Genomic DNA, 16,613 nt, shown 5'->3' on the forward strand with positions numbered 1-16,613 from the left:
CCGCCAGGAGGGACCGACATGAGCCAGGCACCCGACATGAGCCAGGTGCCCGCCACGCCGCCCGGTCCCGGCCGGCGGCACCTGACCACGCTGCGTGCCGACTGCGCGCGCTGCGTCGGGCTGTGCTGCGTGGTGCCCGCCTTCGCCCGGTCGGCCGACTTCGCGCTCGACAAGCCCGCGGGGCGCCCCTGCCCGAACCTGGGCGCCGACTCGGCGTGCACCATCCACGACCGGCTGCGGCCGAGCGGGTTCCCCGGCTGCGTCGTCTTCGACTGCTTCGGCGCCGGGCCCGTCGTGGCCGCCGGCGCCCTCGGCGGCCAGGACTGGCGCGCGTCGCCGGCTGCGGCCGGCGCGATGATGACCGCCTTCCCGGTCGTCCGTGCCCTGCACGAGCTGCTCTGGTACCTCGACGCCGCCGTCGCCCGCCCCGCCGCCGCCGGCCTGCGGCACGACCTGGTGACCGCCTACGACCAGGTGGAGGCGCTCACCCGGCTCCCGGCCGCGGGGCTGGCCGAGGTCGACGTCGACGGCGTGCGTGCGCGGGTCGCCCCGCTGCTGCGCAGGGTCGGCGAGCTGGTCGCGGCCGGCACCCCCGGGCCCGGCAGGGAGCTGCGTGGGGCGGACCTGGTCGGTGCCCGCCTGCGCGGTGCTGACCTGCGCGGTGCTGACCTGCGCGGGGCCGTGCTGCTCGGCGCGGACCTGCGCGATGCCGACCTGCGCCTGGCCGACGTCATCGGCGCGGACCTGCGCGGGGCCGACCTGCGCGGCGCCGACCTGACCGACACCCTGTACCTCACCGGGATGCAGCTGGAGTCCGCCCGCGGCGACGCCGCGACCCGGCTGGGGCCGGACCTCGACCGCCCGGCGCACTGGACGACGCCGTCGCGTCCGGCGCCGGTGCCGCTGCCGACGCCGTCGTCACGCCCGCCGGCGCCGCCCGCCGGGCGGACGACCGGCGCACGAGGTGCCCGTGCGGGCCGTCGCCCGCGGTGACGCCGGCGACGACCGCGCACCGCGAGCCCGTCAGCAGCATCGCCCCTGCGGGTTCACGTCCTGCCGGTCGGTGCGGTCCCGCCAGAACTCGCGCTCGGTCAGGAGCGGATGGTCGGCGGCGCCCCGGGCACGCTGGGCCTGGACATGGTCGCGGTACCGCTCGTAGGCGTCCTCCCCGACGACGCCGCGCCAGACCCGCCTAGTCTCGCGGGCCCCGCGCCGGGCGGCGTCGAGCACGGCGCCGAGGTGGCCGCCCGGCCCTGCGACGGCGGCCATCAGTGGCCGGACCGGACGGGACGGCGGTCCTGGGGCACGGCGGACCAGCGTTCCTCGAGCTGCTTCTCCGCCGGGGTCGCGACCAGCCCCGCGGGGGCGTAGATCCGGGACGGCACCGGGTCGTCCTCGCTGGTCGCGCTGGCGCGGGACCGGTACGCACGCCACGTCGCGGCCACGGCGGCCGCGATGACCACGATCGACAGGGTGACGAACACGACCGACAGCACGCCCTGGATGAGCGTGTTGCGGATGACGGCGTCCATCGCCTCGGGGGTCGCCGCGGTGCCGAAGCTCGTCTCACCCGCGTCCCGGGCCGCGGTGAAGGCGCGGTTCTGGGCGAAGTACCCGATGGCAGGCACGTCGGAGAAGATCTTGAGGAAGGACGCCGTGATCGTGACCACCGCGGCGAAGCCGAGCGGCAGGGCGACCACCCACAGGTACCGGAACAGCCCACGCTTGGCCACGATCGCCAGGCACACCGCCAGCGCGATCGCCGCGAGCAGCTGGTTGGCGATGCCGAACAGCGGGAACAGCGTGTTGATCCCGCCGAGCGGGTCGGTCACGCCCATCAGCAGCACCGCACCCCACGCGGCGACCATGATCGCCGTCGTCAGCCACGCACCCGGCCGCCAGGAGGTGTCCCGGAAGCGCGGCAGCACGTTGCCGAGGCTGTCCTGCAGCATGAAGCGGGCCACGCGCGTGCCGGCGTCCACCGCGGTGAGGATGAACAGCGCCTCGAACATGATCGCGAAGTGGTACCAGAACGACATCAGGCCGCGGCCGCCGACCAGCTGGGCCATGATCGTGGCCAGACCGACCGACAGCGTCGGTGCGCCCCCGGTACGGGACACGATCGACTCCTCGCCGACGTCACGCGCGGTCTGCTCCAGCAGCCCGGGCGTGACGTCGACGCCGGCCAGCCCGAGACCGTTGACGAAGGCGGCCGCACCCTCGATCGTGCCGCCGGTGGCGGCGGCCGACGAGTTCATCGCGAAGTAGATGCCGCGGTCGATCGACAACGCCGCGACCAGCGCCATGATCGCCACGAACGACTCCATGAGCATGCCGCCGTAGCCGATGAACCGGGTCTGGCGCTCCTTCTCGACCAGCTTGGGGGTCGTACCGGACGCGATCAGCGCGTGGAAGCCGGACAGCGCACCGCACGCGATGGTGACGAAGAGGAACGGGAACAGGGGACCGGCCACGACCGGGCCCTGGCCGGTGGACGCGTACTCGCTCACCGCCGGCACCGAGATGACCGGCCGCACCAGGACGATCGCAACCGCGAGCATGACGATCGTGCCGATCTTCATGAATGTCGACAGGTAGTCGCGCGGCGCCAGCAGCAGCCACACCGGCAGCACGGCGGCGATGAAGCCGTAGACGACGATCCCCCAGGCGAGGGCCACCTTGTCGAGGGTGAACACGTCGGCGCCCCAGGTGGTGTCGGCGATCGCGCCGCCGCCGATGATCGCGGCCAGCAGCAGCGCGAAGCCGACCACCGACACCTCGGTGACCTTGCCGGGCCGCCAGAACCGCAGGTAGCAGCCCATGAAGATCGCGATCGGGATGGTCATCGACACCGAGAACACGCCCCACGGGCTCTCGGCGAGGGCGTTGACGACCACCAGGGCCAGGATCGCCACGATGATGATCATGATGACCAGCGTCGCGATCAGCGCGGCGGTGCCGCCGATCACGCCGAGCTCGTCGCGGGCCATCTGGCCCAGCGAGCGTCCGCCGCGGCGCATCGAGAAGAACAGCACGAGGTAGTCCTGGACGGCGCCGGCGAAGATGACGCCGACGATGATCCACAGCGTGCCGGGCAGGTAGCCCATCTGGGCGGCGAGCACCGGCCCGACCAGCGGCCCGGCCCCGGCGATCGCCGCGAAGTGGTGGCCGTACAGCACCCGGCGGTCGGTCGGGACGTAGTCCTTGCCGTCCGCCTTGTACTCCGCGGGGGTCGCGCGGCGGTCGTCTGGCCGCAGCAGGTGCTTCTCGATGTAGCGCGAGTAGAAGCGGTAGGCGATGAGGTAGGAGCACACCGCCGCGAACACGAACCAGATCGCGTTCACGGTCTCGCCGCGCACGACGGCCAGCACGACCCAGGCGGTCCCGCCGAGCAGGGCGACGACCGCCCACACCGCGATGCGGGCCGGTGTCCACCGCCGCGACTCGGCGTCCAGGACGTCGTCGTCGACGGCGACCGGGGGCAGGTCCTCGACCCCCAGCGCCCCCCGCCCGGGGTCGGAGCCGACCCGGTCCCGTCCCGCGGGACCGCTGCTGTACGCGCCCATGTCATCCCCCTGACCACGCTCGGCGTCCGATGGACGGACGCATCGGGGCGCACGCTAGCGACGTGCACCCGGCTGCGCGCGCCGAGGTCGCTGTGGGCGGCTCCCGGGTCGGTCCGGACGGCTCGTACCCTGGTGCGGTGGTGAACCCGGGGTGGACTGCGCTGGACGACGACGAACCGCCGTACGACCCGGAGTACGACCGGTTCCCACCGGACGACGAGGACCACGCGGCCGTCGCCGTCGCCCCCTCCGCCGTCGCCCCCTCCGCCGTCGTCGCCGCGGCCACTGCGCCGGCCCAGCAGTCGCCGTCGGCCGCACGGTCCGGTGTCCCCGCCGTCTCGACGGCGACCCCGCTGGACGTGCTGCGCACCGTGTTCGGCTACGACGCCTTCCGCGGAGACCAGGCCGAGATCATCGACACCGTCGTCGCCGGGGGCGACGCGCTCGTGCTCATGCCGACCGGTGGCGGCAAGTCGCTGTGCTACCAGGTCCCGGCGCTCGTGCGCCCCGGGACCGGTGTGGTCGTCTCGCCGCTGATCGCCCTCATGCAGGACCAGGTCGACGCGCTGTCCGCGCTGGGGGTGCGGGCGGGGTTCCTCAACTCCACGCAGGACGCCTCGGCCCGCCGGCGGGTCGAGGACGCCTTCACGGCCGGGGAGCTCGACCTGCTGTACCTCGCGCCGGAGCGACTGCGGGTGCCGAGCACGACCGACCTGCTGGACCGCGGCCGGATCGCCCTGTTCGCGATCGACGAGGCGCACTGCGTGTCGCAGTGGGGGCACGACTTCCGCCCCGAGTACCTGCAGCTGTCGGTGCTGCACGAGCGCTGGCCCGACGTGCCCCGCGTCGCGCTCACCGCGACCGCGACGGCCGCGACGCACGCGGAGATCGCCGAGCGGCTCGACCTGCGGTCGGCGCGCCACTTCGTGGCCAGCTTCGACCGGCCGAACATCCAGTACCGCATCGTCGGCAAGGACAACCCGCGCGCCCAGCTGCTCGACCTGCTGCGCACCGAGCATGCCGGGGACAGCGGCATCGTCTACTGCCTGTCGCGTGCCTCGGTGGAGTCCACCGCCGAGTACCTCGTCGGCAAGGGAATCCCCGCCCTGCCGTACCACGCGGGCCTCGATCGCTCGGTGCGGGCGGCCAACCAGTCCCGGTTCCTGCGCGAGGACGGGCTGGTGATGGTCGCCACCATCGCGTTCGGCATGGGTATCGACAAGCCCGACGTGCGGTTCGTCGCGCACCTGGACCTGCCCAAGTCGGTCGAGGGGTACTACCAGGAGACCGGCCGCGCCGGCCGAGACGGGCTGCCCGCGACCGCGTGGCTCGCGTACGGCCTGCAGGACGTCGTCCAGCAGCGCCGCATGATCGACACGTCCGACGGCGATGCCGCCCACCGCCGGCGCCTGGGTGCGCACCTGGACGCGATGCTCGCGCTCTGCGAGACCGTCGGCTGCCGCCGCCAGCAGGTCCTGACGTACTTCGGGCAGGACAGCGGGCCCTGCGGCAACTGCGACACCTGCCTGACGCCGCCGGAGTCCTGGGACGGGCTGGTGGTGGCGCAGAAGCTGCTGTCCACCGTGGTCCGGCTCGAGCGGGACCGAGGCCAGCACTACGGGGCCGGGCACCTCGTCGACATCCTGCTGGGCCGGGCCACGCCACGGGTCACCCAGCTGCGCCACACCGAGCTCAGCGTGTTCGGCGTCGGCGCCGACCTGTCCGAGGCCCAGTGGCGCGGTGTGGTGCGCCAGCTGCTCGCCCAGGGCCTGCTGGCGGTGGACGCCGACGGGTACGGCACCCTGCGCCTGAGCCCGATGAGCGCCGAGGTGCTCGCCGGGACCCGTGCGGTCCGCCTGCGCCGGGAAGCGCCGCGCACCGGGGGAGCGGGCGGCGCGCGGGCGCCGCGCTCCGGCCGCAAGGCCGCGGCGACCGACCTGGACCCCGCCGCGTCGTCGCTGTTCGACGCGCTGCGCTCCTGGCGTGCCGCGACGGCCAAGGAGCAGGGCGTGCCCGCGTACGTCGTCTTCCACGACGCCACGCTGCGGGACATCGCGACCCGCCGGCCGGGATCGCTCGAGGAGCTCGGGTCGGTCAGCGGGGTCGGCGCGACGAAGCTCGAGCGCTACGGCCCCGGGCTGCTCGAGGCGCTGGCCGGCTGACGGCGAGGTTGCCGGCTGGGTGTGTGGTGCCGGGGCGCGCTAGGCGGACTCATCGGTGACCGGGACCCGCACGACCTCGACGCCGCAGGTCGCGGCGACGTCCGCGGGCAGGCCGTCGTCGGTCACCACGAGCCCCACCTGGTCGAGACCGGCGAGCCGGACGAGGGCCGACCTGCCGAAGGCGGAGCTGTCGGCGACGACCACGACCGTGGCGGCGGCCGCGATCAGGGCGCGCTTGACCGGCGCCTCGAACGAGTCCGCGATTGCGATCCCCCGTGGGCCCACCGCGTCGGCGCCCACGACGGCGTAGTCCAGCTGCAGGTCGCGCGCGAGGTCGGTCGCACGGTCGCCGACCAGGGTCGATCGGTCGGCGAGCACCTCGCCGCCGAGCACGACGAGCCGCACGTCCCCCTGGGCGGCGAGCTCGGTCGCGACCCGCAGGCTGTTGGTCACGACCGTCGTGCCGGGCACCGACCGCAAGGCGCGAGCGACCTCCAGGGTCATCGGCGCGCCGTCCAGTCCCACGGACCGGTCGTCACCGATCAGCGCCGCGACCGCCCGGCCGATCGCCCGCCGGTGCGGGGCCTGGCCGGTGCCGTCGCCCGCGGCGGCCGGCGACTGCTCGGCCGGGAGCGACGCGCCACCGTGGTTGCGGATCACCAGGCCCAGCCGCGCCAGCGCGTCCAGGTCCCGGCGGAGGGTCGACGTGTCCACCCCGTACTCCTCGGCGAGGTCGCGGGCGCTGACGTAGCCCGCCTGCTGAACCCGGCGCAGGATCTCCTGCCGGCGCTTGATGCCCACTGCCAGCCCCCGTCCGGCAGCGCCCGGCGACCTCGTCGTCGTCGGGCACCGCCACGGCCATCATCGCGCAGAGCCCCCGACGACGGCGGCGCCCCGCGTCACAACAGCATCACGGGTCACCCGGTGCGGCCAGGTGCGGGCGGGTGCGGCCGGGTTCGTGCGGCCGGGTGCGGCCGGCGATTGCCGGCCGGACCCGGTGGGCCGATCCTCGGTGGATGGCCGGATCCCACCTCGTCCCCTCCGCTCTCGACCGGGCGCCCGACCAGGCACCCGACCGGGCACCCGACCAGGCATTCGACCGGGCGCGCGCCAGGCCTCCGGAGGACGCCGCTCGCTGGCTGGTCGAGCACCGCCACGGGACGTCGTCGGCGCAGGCGCAGGCCTTCTTCGACCACCTGCCCGCCGTCGCGGTGGACGCGCTGGCCGGCCGGTGGCACGGCTCCGGGTGGCACACCGGGCACCCGTGGGACGGGCTCCTGGAGGCCTACGGGTGGTACGGCAAGGAGTTCCGTGACGCCGACGACGTCCGCCCGCTGCTGTTCGCCGACCGCTCCGGTCACCCCGTCCCGGTCAGCCCGGCGCTGGCGCCGGTCAGGCTGCTCGCCCGCCATCCGGGGATCGCCCGCTCGCCGCTGCCGCGGGCCGGGTTCCGTGTGCTGTGCCCGCTGCTGGCATGGCCGCGGCCGACCGGGCGGCTGCGCGCCGTCGACCAGCGCGGCGCGGTCAGCGCTGCGCTGATCTACGACGACGTGCCGATCGTCGACTCCTTCCGGTTCGTCGCCGACGACCTCGTGCTCGGGGCCGCCGACATCCGCGGCGTGGCGCCGCCGCTGTTCTTCGTGCTGCGGCGCAGCCCGCGACCCTGAGAGCCAGCGACCGGGGAGGGCCCGCGACCCCGACTGCCCGCGACCGGCACAAGTCCGCGACCCCGACTGCCCGCGACGGGAGCCGCGAGGGTGGCTACGATCCGGCGGCATGAGCCCTGGCGACGCGCCCGGTGGGCCGACGGGTCCCGGTCGGGCCGCGCGCGGCCCGGCGCCGGACGAGCCGCCGTCCGCCGTCGCCCGCTTCCTGATCCGCGGCACGATCCAGGTGCTGCCCCGTCGGCGGGCCGACCGCGACCTGCTGCTGCGCTACGTCGCGACCCGCACGCTGGCCGTCCACCACCCCCTCTCCGAACGGGAGCTGACCACGCGCCTGGCCGGGCTCGCGACGGACCCGATCGGCATCCGACGCGAGCTCGTCGACGCCGGGCTGGTCACCCGGACCCGCGACGGCGCGGAGTACTGGCGGACCCACGTGACGGAGTTCGACACGTTCTGACTCGCACGAGCACGCGCGTGCCCATGCCCCCGCGCATGCCCCGCGCACGCCCACGCCCAGGCCCACGCGCACCGGCGTCGATGCGCTGCCCGGACGGGCGCGGGCGAGTCCGCGGCGACGCGCGCGTCACGCGTCGGGGCGCGGCGCGCGCTATCGTCGGGCGCGCCGCGGGGCCCGAGCGGGCACCCGCCCCGGGCGCCAGGGTCCGCAGATGCTGCGGACCGCGGCTGCGCACGAGTCCTGTCCCCACGATCACGGAGCCACGGTGGAGCTAGTGCTGGAGGCCGAGCGGTTCGCCGCTCGGACCGGTCGCCGCTGGGTCATGGACGCCGTCCGCGGCGCCGGTGAGCTGGACCGGTCGGCCGGTGAGCTGCTCGAGCTCCTCACGGGCGAGCTGCTCGCGAACGCCGTCATCCACGGGCCCGCCGCCGGCAGCATCGTCGTCACCGTGTCACGGGACGGTGGGCGGGTGCGGGTCGCCGTGCGCGACCAGAGCCCGGACCTGCCCCGCCTGACCGAGGCCTCGCCGACCGCGCTCGGCGGCCGGGGGGTCGCGCTCGTCGACGCGTTGTCCAGCGGGTGGGGCGTGGAAGAGCACGCGGGGTCGGGCAAGACCGTGTGGTTCACGTTGGACCTGCCTTCGGAGTGAGCACGACGCGGGGTGGGGCCGTCCGGATCGGCATCTCGGGATGGCGGTACGCGCCCTGGCGCGGCTCCTTCTACCCGCCCGGGCTCCCGCAGCGCCGCGAGCTCGAGCACGCCGCGACGGCCATGTCGTCGATCGAGATCAACGGGTCCTTCTACGCCCTGCAGCGGCCCGAGAGCTACCGGGCGTGGGCGGCGCAGACGCCGCCGGGCTTCGTGTTCTCGGTCAAGGGCGGCCGGTTCATCACGCACATGAAGAAGCTGGCCGACGTCGACACGCCGCTGGCGAACTTCTTCGCGTCCGGTGTCCTCGCACTGGGCGACAAGCTGGGACCCGTGCTGTGGCAGCTCCCGCCGGTGCTCGGCTTCGACGCCGACCGGCTGGCCCGGTTCTTCGACGCCCTGCCGCGCACCACCGCGGCCGCCGCCGAGCTCGCGACCCGGCACGACGAGCGCCTGGACGACCGCGCCTGGACCACCACGGACGCCGACCGGCCTCTGCGTCACGCGCTCGAGGTGCGTCACGCCAGCTTCGTCACCCCGGCCTTCGTCGACCTGCTGCGGCGGCACGGCATCGGGCTGGTGGTGGCCGACACCGCCGGCCGGTGGCCGTTCCTCGAGGACGTCACCGCCGACTTCGTCTACGTGCGCCTGCACGGTGATACCGAGCTGTACGTCAGCGGCTACGACGACGCCGCACTGGACACCTGGGCGGCGCGCATCCGCGGCTGGCGCGCGGGGGAGCCCTTCGTGGGCGGTCCCGTGGCCGCACCGCCCGGGTCGGTGGCGGTGGACCCGCCACCGGCACCGGACGGGCGGGACGTCTACGTGTACTTCGACAACGACGTCAAGGTCCGCGCGCCGTTCGACGCGATGGCGCTCGCGGACCGGCTGGGCGTCGCACCGGTGCGCCCCGATGCGCACTCGGGGGAGCCGGGACCCGCTCCGGCGTGACGTCGCTCGGGCGGCGGCGTCCGGGGTCGCCGTCGGATGCACGCAGCTCGCCCATGCGCCTCGCCCACGGTGGCGCTGAACCGGTCGCCGGGACGCACCCGCGGCACGCCATCCGCCCACGACGTTCGATCACGGTCCCGTTTCGGTGCAGCAGAATCCTTGACCGCTGATAAGTAAGGAAGGTCTACTAACAAACGTGATGCTGCAGCCGCCGACGACGACAGCAGGGCCGGCCGGCCCTCGGTCCGTGGGGCGTGTGCTGCGCCCGACGGCGAAGGCGCTGCCCGGCCACGCCCGTGCGCACAACCGCTCGATGGTGCTCCAGCACCTGTTCCACAGCGGCCCCACCTCGCGGGCCGACCTGGCCCGGAGCACCTCGCTCACGCGGGTGACCGTCTCGGACCTGGTCGCCGCGCTGATGGCCGAGGGGCTGGTGGAGGAGCTGGGCGCGCGCGCCGAGGGCAAGGTCGGCAAGCCGGCCTCGCTGGTGGGCATGCGCACGCAGGAGTTCCACGTCGTCGCGGTCGACCTCGCCGACGACGCCTGGATGCGCGGCGCCGTCATGACGTTGACCGGGGACGTCGTCGCGCGTCGCTCGGTGGCGCTGGACGGGCGGGTGGGTGACGCAGCCGTGATCGCGCTCGAGGACCTGTGCCGCGACCTGCTCGCCGCCGCCGACCGCCCGGTGATCGGGGTCGGCATCGGCTCGCCGGGCGTCATCGACTCGCTCGGCACCGTCGTCGAGGCGCCCAACCGCGACTGGTACGACGTGCCCCTCGCGGCCGACCTCAGTGCCGCGCTCGACGTGCCGGTCCACGTCGCCAACGACGCGAACACCGCGGCGCTGGGGGAGTTCACCCTGGGCGGGGCAGGCGGCTCGGGGCTGATGGTCCTCACCGTCGGCCAGGGCGTCGGCGCGGGCATCGTCGTCGACGGCGCGCTCGTCCAGGGCCACCGGCACGCGGCGGGCGAGCTCGGGCACGTGACCGTGGTGGACGACGGCGTCGACGGTCCCGCCCCGCTGTGCGCGTGCGGTCGGCGCGGCTGCCTCGAGACCGTCCTGGCCGTCCCCGCGCTGCGGCGCCGCCTGGCCGGGCTCGATCCCGCCGCCGCCGACGTCGAGCTGGCCGCCGTCGGTCGGGTCCTCGGCGTCGCGCTCGCTCCGGTGGTCAGCGCGCTCAACCTGTCCGAGCTGCGGTTCAGCGGTCCGCGCGACCTGCTCGACGGACCCCTGCTGCGGACCGCTCAGGCCACCGTCCAGCAGCGCACCATGCCCGTCGTCGGCGCCGACCTGCGGCTGGGGATGGCCTCGCTGGGCGAGGACGTCGCGCTCTGCGGCGCGGCCGTCCTCGTCCTGTCCGGACAGCTCGGGATCACCTAGACCCGCGCTGCCCCACGCACGCCCGCCACCCGCACCCAGCACCCGCACCCAGCACCCGCACACCCAGCACCCGAACACCCACAGGCAGGCCGTGGCCCGCCTCGACCCCGGGAGGGACACCGACGTGAGGACTCTACGAATCGCGGCTGCCGGTGCAGCCGCCGCGCTCGCGCTCAGCGCGTGCAGCTCCGACGCCACCGGCGAGGAGCCCACCACGGGCGACGGCGGCACCGACACCGCCGAGATCACCCTGTGGCTCAACGGCACCGACACCCCCGACGAGCTCCGTGACTACCTCGTCGAGACGTTCGAGGCCGAGCACCCGGGCTCGACGCTCACCATCGAGGAGCAGGACTGGAGCGGCCTCGTGCCCCGCCTGCAGACCGCGTTGACGTCGCCGGACCAGACGCCGGACGTGGTCGAGGTGGGCAACACGCAGTCGCCGACGTTCACCTACGCGGGCGCGTTCGCCGACATCACCGACATGTACGACGAGCTCGGCGGCGACGACCTGCTGCCCGGCTTCGTCGAGGCGGGCTCGGCCGACGGTGCCCTCTACGCCGCTCCCTACTACTCCGGGGCGCGCGCCGTCTTCTACAACAAGGACATGTTCCAGGCGGCGGGCGTCGAGGTGCCCACGACCCTGGAGGAGTTCACCGAGGTCGCCACCACGCTCCAGGCCAACCCGCCGGCCGGCGTCGAGAACTTCTCCGGCTTCTGGCTGCCCGGCCAGGACTGGTACAACGGCGCCGCGTGGATCTACGCCCACGGCGGCGAGCTGGCGACGAAGGACGGCGACGCGTGGCAGGGTGCGCTGTCCTCGCCCGAGTCGCTGGCCGGGCTCGAGCAGGTGCAGACGCTGTTCCAGTCCGCGACCAACGCGCCGGTGGACGCCGACTCGAACGAGCCGTGGGTGCCCTTCAACAACGGCGAGGCGGCCATGTTCTCGGCGCCGACCTGGGCGCGCTGGAGCATCGACCTGCCGCAGTGCAACGCCGGCGTCGACCCGGACGACACCTCGGACGAGGCCAAGGAGCTGCTCGCGCAGCAGCAGGCCTGCAACGAGGAGCACACCGGGATCTTCCCGCTGCCCGGCGTGGACGGCGGCGTCGCACCGGTCTTCGCGGGCGGCTCGAACATCGCCGTCGCGGCGATGTCCCAGCACCCCGAGCTCGCCCGGGACCTGCTGCGGATCATCTTCGGCGAGGAGTACCAGACGATGCTGGCCTCGAAGGGCCTGATCCCCGGCAACACCGAGTACGCCTCGGCCATGGGAGACGACGTCTACAGCCAGGCGGCCATCGCGGCTGCGCTGGATGCCAAGCTCACGCCGCCGGCCGAGCTGTGGGCCGACGTCGAGGGGCAGCGGATCCTCGAGGACTTCTTCCAGGAGATCGCCGGTGGCGCCGACCCGAAGGACGCCGCCGCTCGTGCCGACCAGCTGATCACCGACACGCTGAGCTGACGACGCCGGGGCCGTCCCGCACCGGCGGCGGGCACCGAGGGTCCGCCGCCGGTGCCCGGCTCCGCCGGTGCGCGTCGTGCGGGCCCCGTGTCCGGCGGGCCCCGTGTCCGGCGGGCCCCGTGCCCGGCCACCCCCGCGTCCGCGCCGGCCCGCGTCCCGCCGTTCCCGCCCGCCGGCCCCGTCCCGCCCTCCCGCATCCACCGGGCGGCGCCGACCGGCAGCCCCGGCGCCCGACGACCACCCGCGAAGGGACCTCCGATGACAGCACCCGCACCCGCCGTCCGGGTCGGCGGACGGCCGCCCGGTGCCGCCGCGCCACCCCGCCGCCGTCGTCGGCACCTCGGGGTGTACCTGCTCCTGGTGCCCGCGCTCGTCCCCATCGCCGTCGGGCTGGGGTACCCGCTGGTGCGTCAGCTGGTGCTGTCGTTCCAGGAGTACGGACTGCGCCAGCAGTTCGGGCAGCCGGCGCGGTGGGTGGGCCTGGCCAACTACGCCGAGCTGCTCGGCGACCCCTACGTGTGGGCGGTGATCGGTCGGTCTGTCGCGTTCTGCCTGGTCAACGCGGCGGTCACGATGGTGCTCGGCGTCGCCCTGGCCGTGCTGATGGCGCGGGTGGGCGCGGCGGCCCGGATGGCGCTGCAGGTCTCCATGCTGCTGGCCTGGGGGACACCGGTGCTGGCGTCACTGACGGTGTGGCAGTGGCTGTTCGACTCGCAGTACGGGGTCGTGAACTGGCTCCTCGCGGACGTGCTGGGGGCCACCGACATGCGGTTCCACTCGTGGATCGTCGAACCGCTGTCCTTCTACTTCGTGGCGACGGTCATCGTGGTGTGGATGTCCGTCCCGTTCGTGGTGTTCTCGGTCTACGCCGGGCTGCTGCAGGTGCCCACGGAGACCATGGAGGCGGCACAGCTCGACGGCGCGAGCGCGCGGCAGCGGTTCTGGGGCATCACGGTGCCGATGATCCGGCCGGTGCTGTCGGTGGTGCTGCTGCTGCAGATCATCTGGGACCTGAAGGTCTTCACGCAGATCTACGTCCTGCAGCGCGCCGGTGCGCCGACCCGCGACACCAACCTGCTGGGCACGTTGATCTACAGCTACGCGCGGGAGTTCTCGATGGCCGGGGCGCTGGCCACGGTGGTGCTCGTGGTCACGCTCGCGCTCACCGGCTTCTACGTGCGGCGGATGCTCAAGGAGGACGAGCTGTGAGCACCCTGACCACCCCGCCGCCGACGCCCGCGGTGCCCACGCGGACCCGGGCCGCCGCCGTCCGGCGTCGACGGCCCGTGCGCCGGCGGCGCGCCGACGGGCGTGGCGGGCCGCTGACCCGCTGGCTGCTCGGCACCCTCGCGGTGGCCATCGCCCTGCTGTGGGTGTTCCCGATCTACTGGATGATCTCCAGCGCCTTCCTGCCGCTGAACCGGCTGCGCACGCCCGATCCCACCTTCTTCCCGGTGGACGGCACGCTCGCCAACTTCCGCCGGGTGCTGGCCGACCCGTCCTTCGCGAGCGCGTTCCGCACATCGATCGCGGTGACCGCCATCGTGTTGGTCGCCTCGCTGGTGTTCGCCTTCCTGGCGGCGCTCGCCGTCAGCCGGTTCCGGTTCCGCGGCCGCAAGTCCTTCATCCTGACCGTCCTGGTCGTGCAGATGATCCCCGCCGAGGGGCTGTTCATCGCCCAGTACGGGATGCTCGACGACTGGGGCCTGGTGAACCGCGTGGCCGGGCTCGCGATCGTGTACGTCGCGGCGATCCTGCCGTTCACGATCTGGATGCTGCGCGGCTTCGTGGCCGGCGTGCCGATCGAGCTCGAGGAGGCGGCGATGGTCGACGGGCTGAGCCGGACCGGTGCGTTCTTCCGCATCACGTTCCCGCTGCTGGCGCCGGGGCTGGTCGCCTCCGGCGTGTACGGCTTCCTGCAGTCCTGGAACGAGTACACCCTCGCGCTCGTCGTCATGACCGATCCCGGCCGGCGCACCCTCCCGCTGTGGCTCCAGGGGCTGGTCGAGGCCAACCGTGCGACGGACTGGGGGGTCGTGATGGCCGGTGCGGCACTCATCGCCGTGCCGGTGATCATCTTCTTCCTCGCGGTGCAGAGCCGGATGACCGCCGGCCTGGTCGCGGGCGCGGTCAAGGGCTGAGGTGGAGCCTGACGTGGAGCGCCCGGACCGCGTCGCGGGTCCCGCCGTCGGCCTCGACATCGGCGGCACCAAGGTCCTCGGCGTCCTCCTCGGGGCCGACGACGACGTGCTGGACCGCGTGCGGGTGCCGACGCGGTCCGGGGCCGACGGCGTCGTCGCGTCGGCGGCCGCGGCGGTCCGCCGGCTCACCGACGCGGCAGGGATCGCGCCGGTGGACCTTGCCGGGCTCGGGCTCGGGGTGCCGGGCGTGGTCGACCGCGCGGCCGGGACGGTGGCGCACGCGGTGAACCTGGGCATCGGCGACGCCCCCGTGCCGCTCGGCCGGATGCTGCGCACCGAGCTGGACTCCACCTGGGTCAGCGTCGACAACGACCTCAACGCCGCCGCCGCGGGCGCGGCCCACGTGCTCGGCGACCGGGCCGACGTCGCGTACCTGGCGCTGGGGACCGGGGTGGCGGCCGGTCTGCTGCTCGACGGGCGACTGCGGCGGGGCTGGCTCGGGGCGGCCGGGGAGATCGGCCACCTGCCGTACGACCGGTCCGGCCCGCTGTGCCCGTGCGGGCAGCGTGGCTGCCTGGAGCTGTACGCGTCGGGTGGGTCGCTCGACGCGCGGTGGCCCGGGGACGGGTCGGTGCCGGCACCGGCGGCGCTGTTCGCCGCCGCGGCGACCGGTGACCCGCGGGCGGTGGCCGTCCGCGACGAGTTCGCGGACGCCGTCGCCGCGGCCGTGCGGATCCTCGTGCTGACCACCGACGTCGAGCGGGTCGTCCTGGGTGGTGGCGTGCGCGAGATCGGTGCCCCGCTGCTGCGCGCGGTCACCGGAGCGCTCGAACGGCAGGCCTCGGCGTCGGGGTTCCTGGCGTCCATGCGGCTCGCCGACCGGGTCGAGCTGGCGCCCCGCGGGGTGCCGGTGGCGGCCATTGGCGCAGCGCTCGCCGCGCGTGGGACGGTGAGTCGATGGAGGTCGTGATCGCCCCCGCGCCCGAGCTCGCACGGCTTGCGGCGGACGCTGTCGAGGCGCTGCTGCGCCGCCGGCCGGATGCCGTGCTCGGACTGGCGACCGGCTCGAGCCCGTTGGGCGTGTACGACGAGCTGGCGCGCCGGCACGCCGACGGCGGGCTGTCGTTCGCCCGTGCGCGTGGCTTCATGCTCGACGAGTACGTCGGGCTGCCGCGGGAGCACCCGCAGCGGTACCGCAACGTCATCGACGCGGAGTTCGCCTCGCGTGTCGACCTGATGCCCGACGCCGTGCAGGGGCCGGACGGGCTGGCGGCGGACGTCCCGGCGGCGTGCGCCGCGTACGAGCGCGCCATCGTCGACGCCGGGGGAGTGGACCTTCAGCTGCTCGGCATCGGCACGGACGGCCACATCGGGTTCAACGAGCCGGGGTCCTCGCTCGCGTCCCGCACCCGGATCAAGACGCTCACCGAGCAGACGCGGATCGACAACGCCCGGTTCTTCGACGGCGAGGTGGAGCGCGTGCCGCAGCACTGCCTGACGCAGGGGCTGGGCACGATCATGGCGGCGCGTCACCTGGTGCTGCTCGCCACGGGCCGGGGCAAGGCGGAGGCGGTGCACCAGCTCGTCGAGGGACCGGTCAGCGCGATGTGGCCGGCGACCGTCCTGCAGCATCACCCGCACGTGACGGTGCTCATCGACAACGCGGCCGCGAGCCGCCTGCAGCTGGCGGACTACTACCGCGGCGCCTACGCGTCGAAGCCGGCCTGGCAGGGCTTGTAGTGCGACCGCGGCCCGGGAGCCCCGTGGCGCGCGGGCTGCCGCGCCCCACCGCGCCCCACCGAGCCCGACCGTCCCGAACTCGGCTCCGGTTCCCGATCGCCGGGTGCTGATCCGTCGCGGTCCCTACGGGGCGAAGCCGGTCTGGCGGGGCCCGTCAGTCGGACCATGAGCGGTGTGCCTCGTGACTCGCAGGCTGCCGGGCCCGACCGGGCGTGACGGGCACACCCGGCTGCCGATGGGCCGGTGCTCACCCCGTCGCAGCGCCCGCCCCGGCGCCGCGACCGCGGAATGGTGAAAGCGGTCGGTCGCGTTCGGGGTCGATCTGGGTGCCGTGGGTGTCGTGGAATGTCCAGTGTTTCCGTGGCGGTGGATCTGTATTGCGCGGCGGTGGATGAGGCTGTGGTGGTAGGTGCACAGGAGTATTCCGTTGTCGAC

Annotated in this window: 15 protein-coding genes; 12 read left to right on the top strand and 3 right to left on the bottom strand. The window is 74.4% G+C overall.

The genetic code is table 11. The features are described 5' to 3' along the window. The first annotated feature begins 18 nt into the window (after window positions 1-18). Window positions 19-993 carry a pentapeptide repeat-containing protein gene (locus tag Q0840_RS17475; protein ID WP_298461974.1) on the top strand — a complete coding sequence of 325 codons (975 nt, stop codon included), beginning with the start codon at window positions 19-21 and terminating at the stop codon, window positions 991-993. Window positions 994-1,023: 30 nt separating this feature from the next. On the opposite strand, the gene Q0840_RS17480 is transcribed toward Q0840_RS17475, so the two are convergent. Next, window positions 1,024-1,269, bottom strand: a complete 246-nt coding sequence (locus tag Q0840_RS17480; RefSeq protein WP_298461977.1) for a YbdD/YjiX family protein — start codon at window positions 1,267-1,269, stop codon at window positions 1,024-1,026. Beyond that, entirely contained in the window at window positions 1,269-3,566 is a 2,298-nt protein-coding gene (locus tag Q0840_RS17485) for a carbon starvation CstA family protein (protein ID WP_298461980.1), read from the bottom strand. Before Q0840_RS17485 ends, Q0840_RS17480 begins: the two co-directional genes overlap by 1 nt. 137 nt (window positions 3,567-3,703) lie before the next feature. Here Q0840_RS17485 and recQ point away from each other — a divergent pair, with 137 nt between their 5' ends. Further along, a complete protein-coding gene (gene recQ / locus Q0840_RS17490) occupies window positions 3,704-5,728 on the top strand; it encodes a DNA helicase RecQ (protein ID WP_298461982.1) in 2,025 nt (674 codons plus the stop codon). A 39-nt stretch (window positions 5,729-5,767) separates the two neighbouring features. Here the strand turns inward: recQ and Q0840_RS17495 are convergent, their stop codons facing one another. Then, window positions 5,768-6,529 carry a DeoR/GlpR family DNA-binding transcription regulator gene (locus Q0840_RS17495; RefSeq protein WP_298461984.1) on the bottom strand — a complete coding sequence of 254 codons (762 nt, stop codon included), beginning with the start codon at window positions 6,527-6,529 and terminating at the stop codon, window positions 5,768-5,770. 215 nt (window positions 6,530-6,744) lie between these two features. Here Q0840_RS17495 and Q0840_RS17500 point away from each other — a divergent pair, with 215 nt between their 5' ends. The 10 genes from Q0840_RS17500 (at window position 6,745) to nagB (ending at window position 16,178) form a co-directional block, all read left to right on the top strand. After that, on the top strand, window positions 6,745-7,395 hold the full coding sequence (locus Q0840_RS17500; RefSeq protein WP_298461987.1) for a GXWXG domain-containing protein: 651 nt from the start codon (window positions 6,745-6,747) through the stop codon (window positions 7,393-7,395). 109 nt (window positions 7,396-7,504) lie between these two features. After that, window positions 7,505-7,852: a DUF2087 domain-containing protein gene (locus Q0840_RS17505; RefSeq protein ID WP_298461988.1), complete on the top strand. Its 348-nt coding sequence runs from the start codon at window positions 7,505-7,507 to the stop codon at window positions 7,850-7,852. Between the two features lie 265 nt (window positions 7,853-8,117). After that, complete coding sequence (locus Q0840_RS17510) at window positions 8,118-8,501, top strand: ATP-binding protein (RefSeq protein ID WP_298461990.1); 384 nt, start codon at window positions 8,118-8,120, stop codon at window positions 8,499-8,501. Continuing rightward, complete coding sequence (locus Q0840_RS17515) at window positions 8,498-9,451, top strand: DUF72 domain-containing protein (RefSeq protein WP_298461991.1); 954 nt, start codon at window positions 8,498-8,500, stop codon at window positions 9,449-9,451. Before Q0840_RS17510 ends, Q0840_RS17515 begins: the two co-directional genes overlap by 4 nt. Window positions 9,452-9,650: 199 nt before the next feature. Further along, complete coding sequence (locus Q0840_RS17520) at window positions 9,651-10,832, top strand: ROK family transcriptional regulator (protein ID WP_298462010.1); 1,182 nt, start codon at window positions 9,651-9,653, stop codon at window positions 10,830-10,832. A 124-nt stretch (window positions 10,833-10,956) separates the two neighbouring features. Further along, window positions 10,957-12,297: an extracellular solute-binding protein gene (locus Q0840_RS17525; protein WP_298461992.1), complete on the top strand. Its 1,341-nt coding sequence runs from the start codon at window positions 10,957-10,959 to the stop codon at window positions 12,295-12,297. 258 nt (window positions 12,298-12,555) lie between these two features. Beyond that, on the top strand, window positions 12,556-13,506 hold the full coding sequence (locus tag Q0840_RS17530) for a carbohydrate ABC transporter permease (RefSeq protein ID WP_298461993.1): 951 nt from the start codon (window positions 12,556-12,558) through the stop codon (window positions 13,504-13,506). Continuing rightward, window positions 13,503-14,438: a carbohydrate ABC transporter permease gene (locus Q0840_RS17535; protein WP_298461995.1), complete on the top strand. Its 936-nt coding sequence runs from the start codon at window positions 13,503-13,505 to the stop codon at window positions 14,436-14,438. Before Q0840_RS17530 ends, Q0840_RS17535 begins: the two co-directional genes overlap by 4 nt. A 13-nt stretch (window positions 14,439-14,451) precedes the next feature. After that, window positions 14,452-15,408, top strand: a complete 957-nt coding sequence (locus tag Q0840_RS17540; protein WP_298461997.1) for an ROK family protein — start codon at window positions 14,452-14,454, stop codon at window positions 15,406-15,408. Continuing rightward, a complete protein-coding gene (nagB, locus tag Q0840_RS17545; protein ID WP_298461998.1) occupies window positions 15,396-16,178 on the top strand; it encodes a glucosamine-6-phosphate deaminase in 783 nt (260 codons plus the stop codon). Before Q0840_RS17540 ends, nagB begins: the two co-directional genes overlap by 13 nt. Window positions 16,179-16,613: the final 435 nt, after the last annotated feature.

Source organism: uncultured Cellulomonas sp. (assembly GCF_947494015.1).
Taxonomy (GTDB): Bacteria; Actinomycetota; Actinomycetes; order Actinomycetales; family Cellulomonadaceae; genus Pengzhenrongella.

Coding starts and splice junctions, on each gene's coding strand:
- Q0840_RS17475 (WP_298461974.1), top strand. CDS start 19: ATGAGCCAGGCACCCGACATGAGCCAGGTGCCCGCCACGCCGCCCGGT.
- Q0840_RS17480 (WP_298461977.1), bottom strand. CDS start 1,269: ATGGCCGCCGTCGCAGGGCCGGGCGGCCACCTCGGCGCCGTGCTCGAC.
- Q0840_RS17485 (WP_298461980.1), bottom strand. CDS start 3,566: ATGGGCGCGTACAGCAGCGGTCCCGCGGGACGGGACCGGGTCGGCTCC.
- Q0840_RS17500 (WP_298461987.1), top strand. CDS start 6,745: ATGGCCGGATCCCACCTCGTCCCCTCCGCTCTCGACCGGGCGCCCGAC.
- Q0840_RS17505 (WP_298461988.1), top strand. CDS start 7,505: ATGAGCCCTGGCGACGCGCCCGGTGGGCCGACGGGTCCCGGTCGGGCC.
- Q0840_RS17520 (WP_298462010.1), top strand. CDS start 9,651: ATGCTGCAGCCGCCGACGACGACAGCAGGGCCGGCCGGCCCTCGGTCC.
- Q0840_RS17530 (WP_298461993.1), top strand. CDS start 12,556: ATGACAGCACCCGCACCCGCCGTCCGGGTCGGCGGACGGCCGCCCGGT.
- nagB (WP_298461998.1), top strand. CDS start 15,396: ATGGAGGTCGTGATCGCCCCCGCGCCCGAGCTCGCACGGCTTGCGGCG.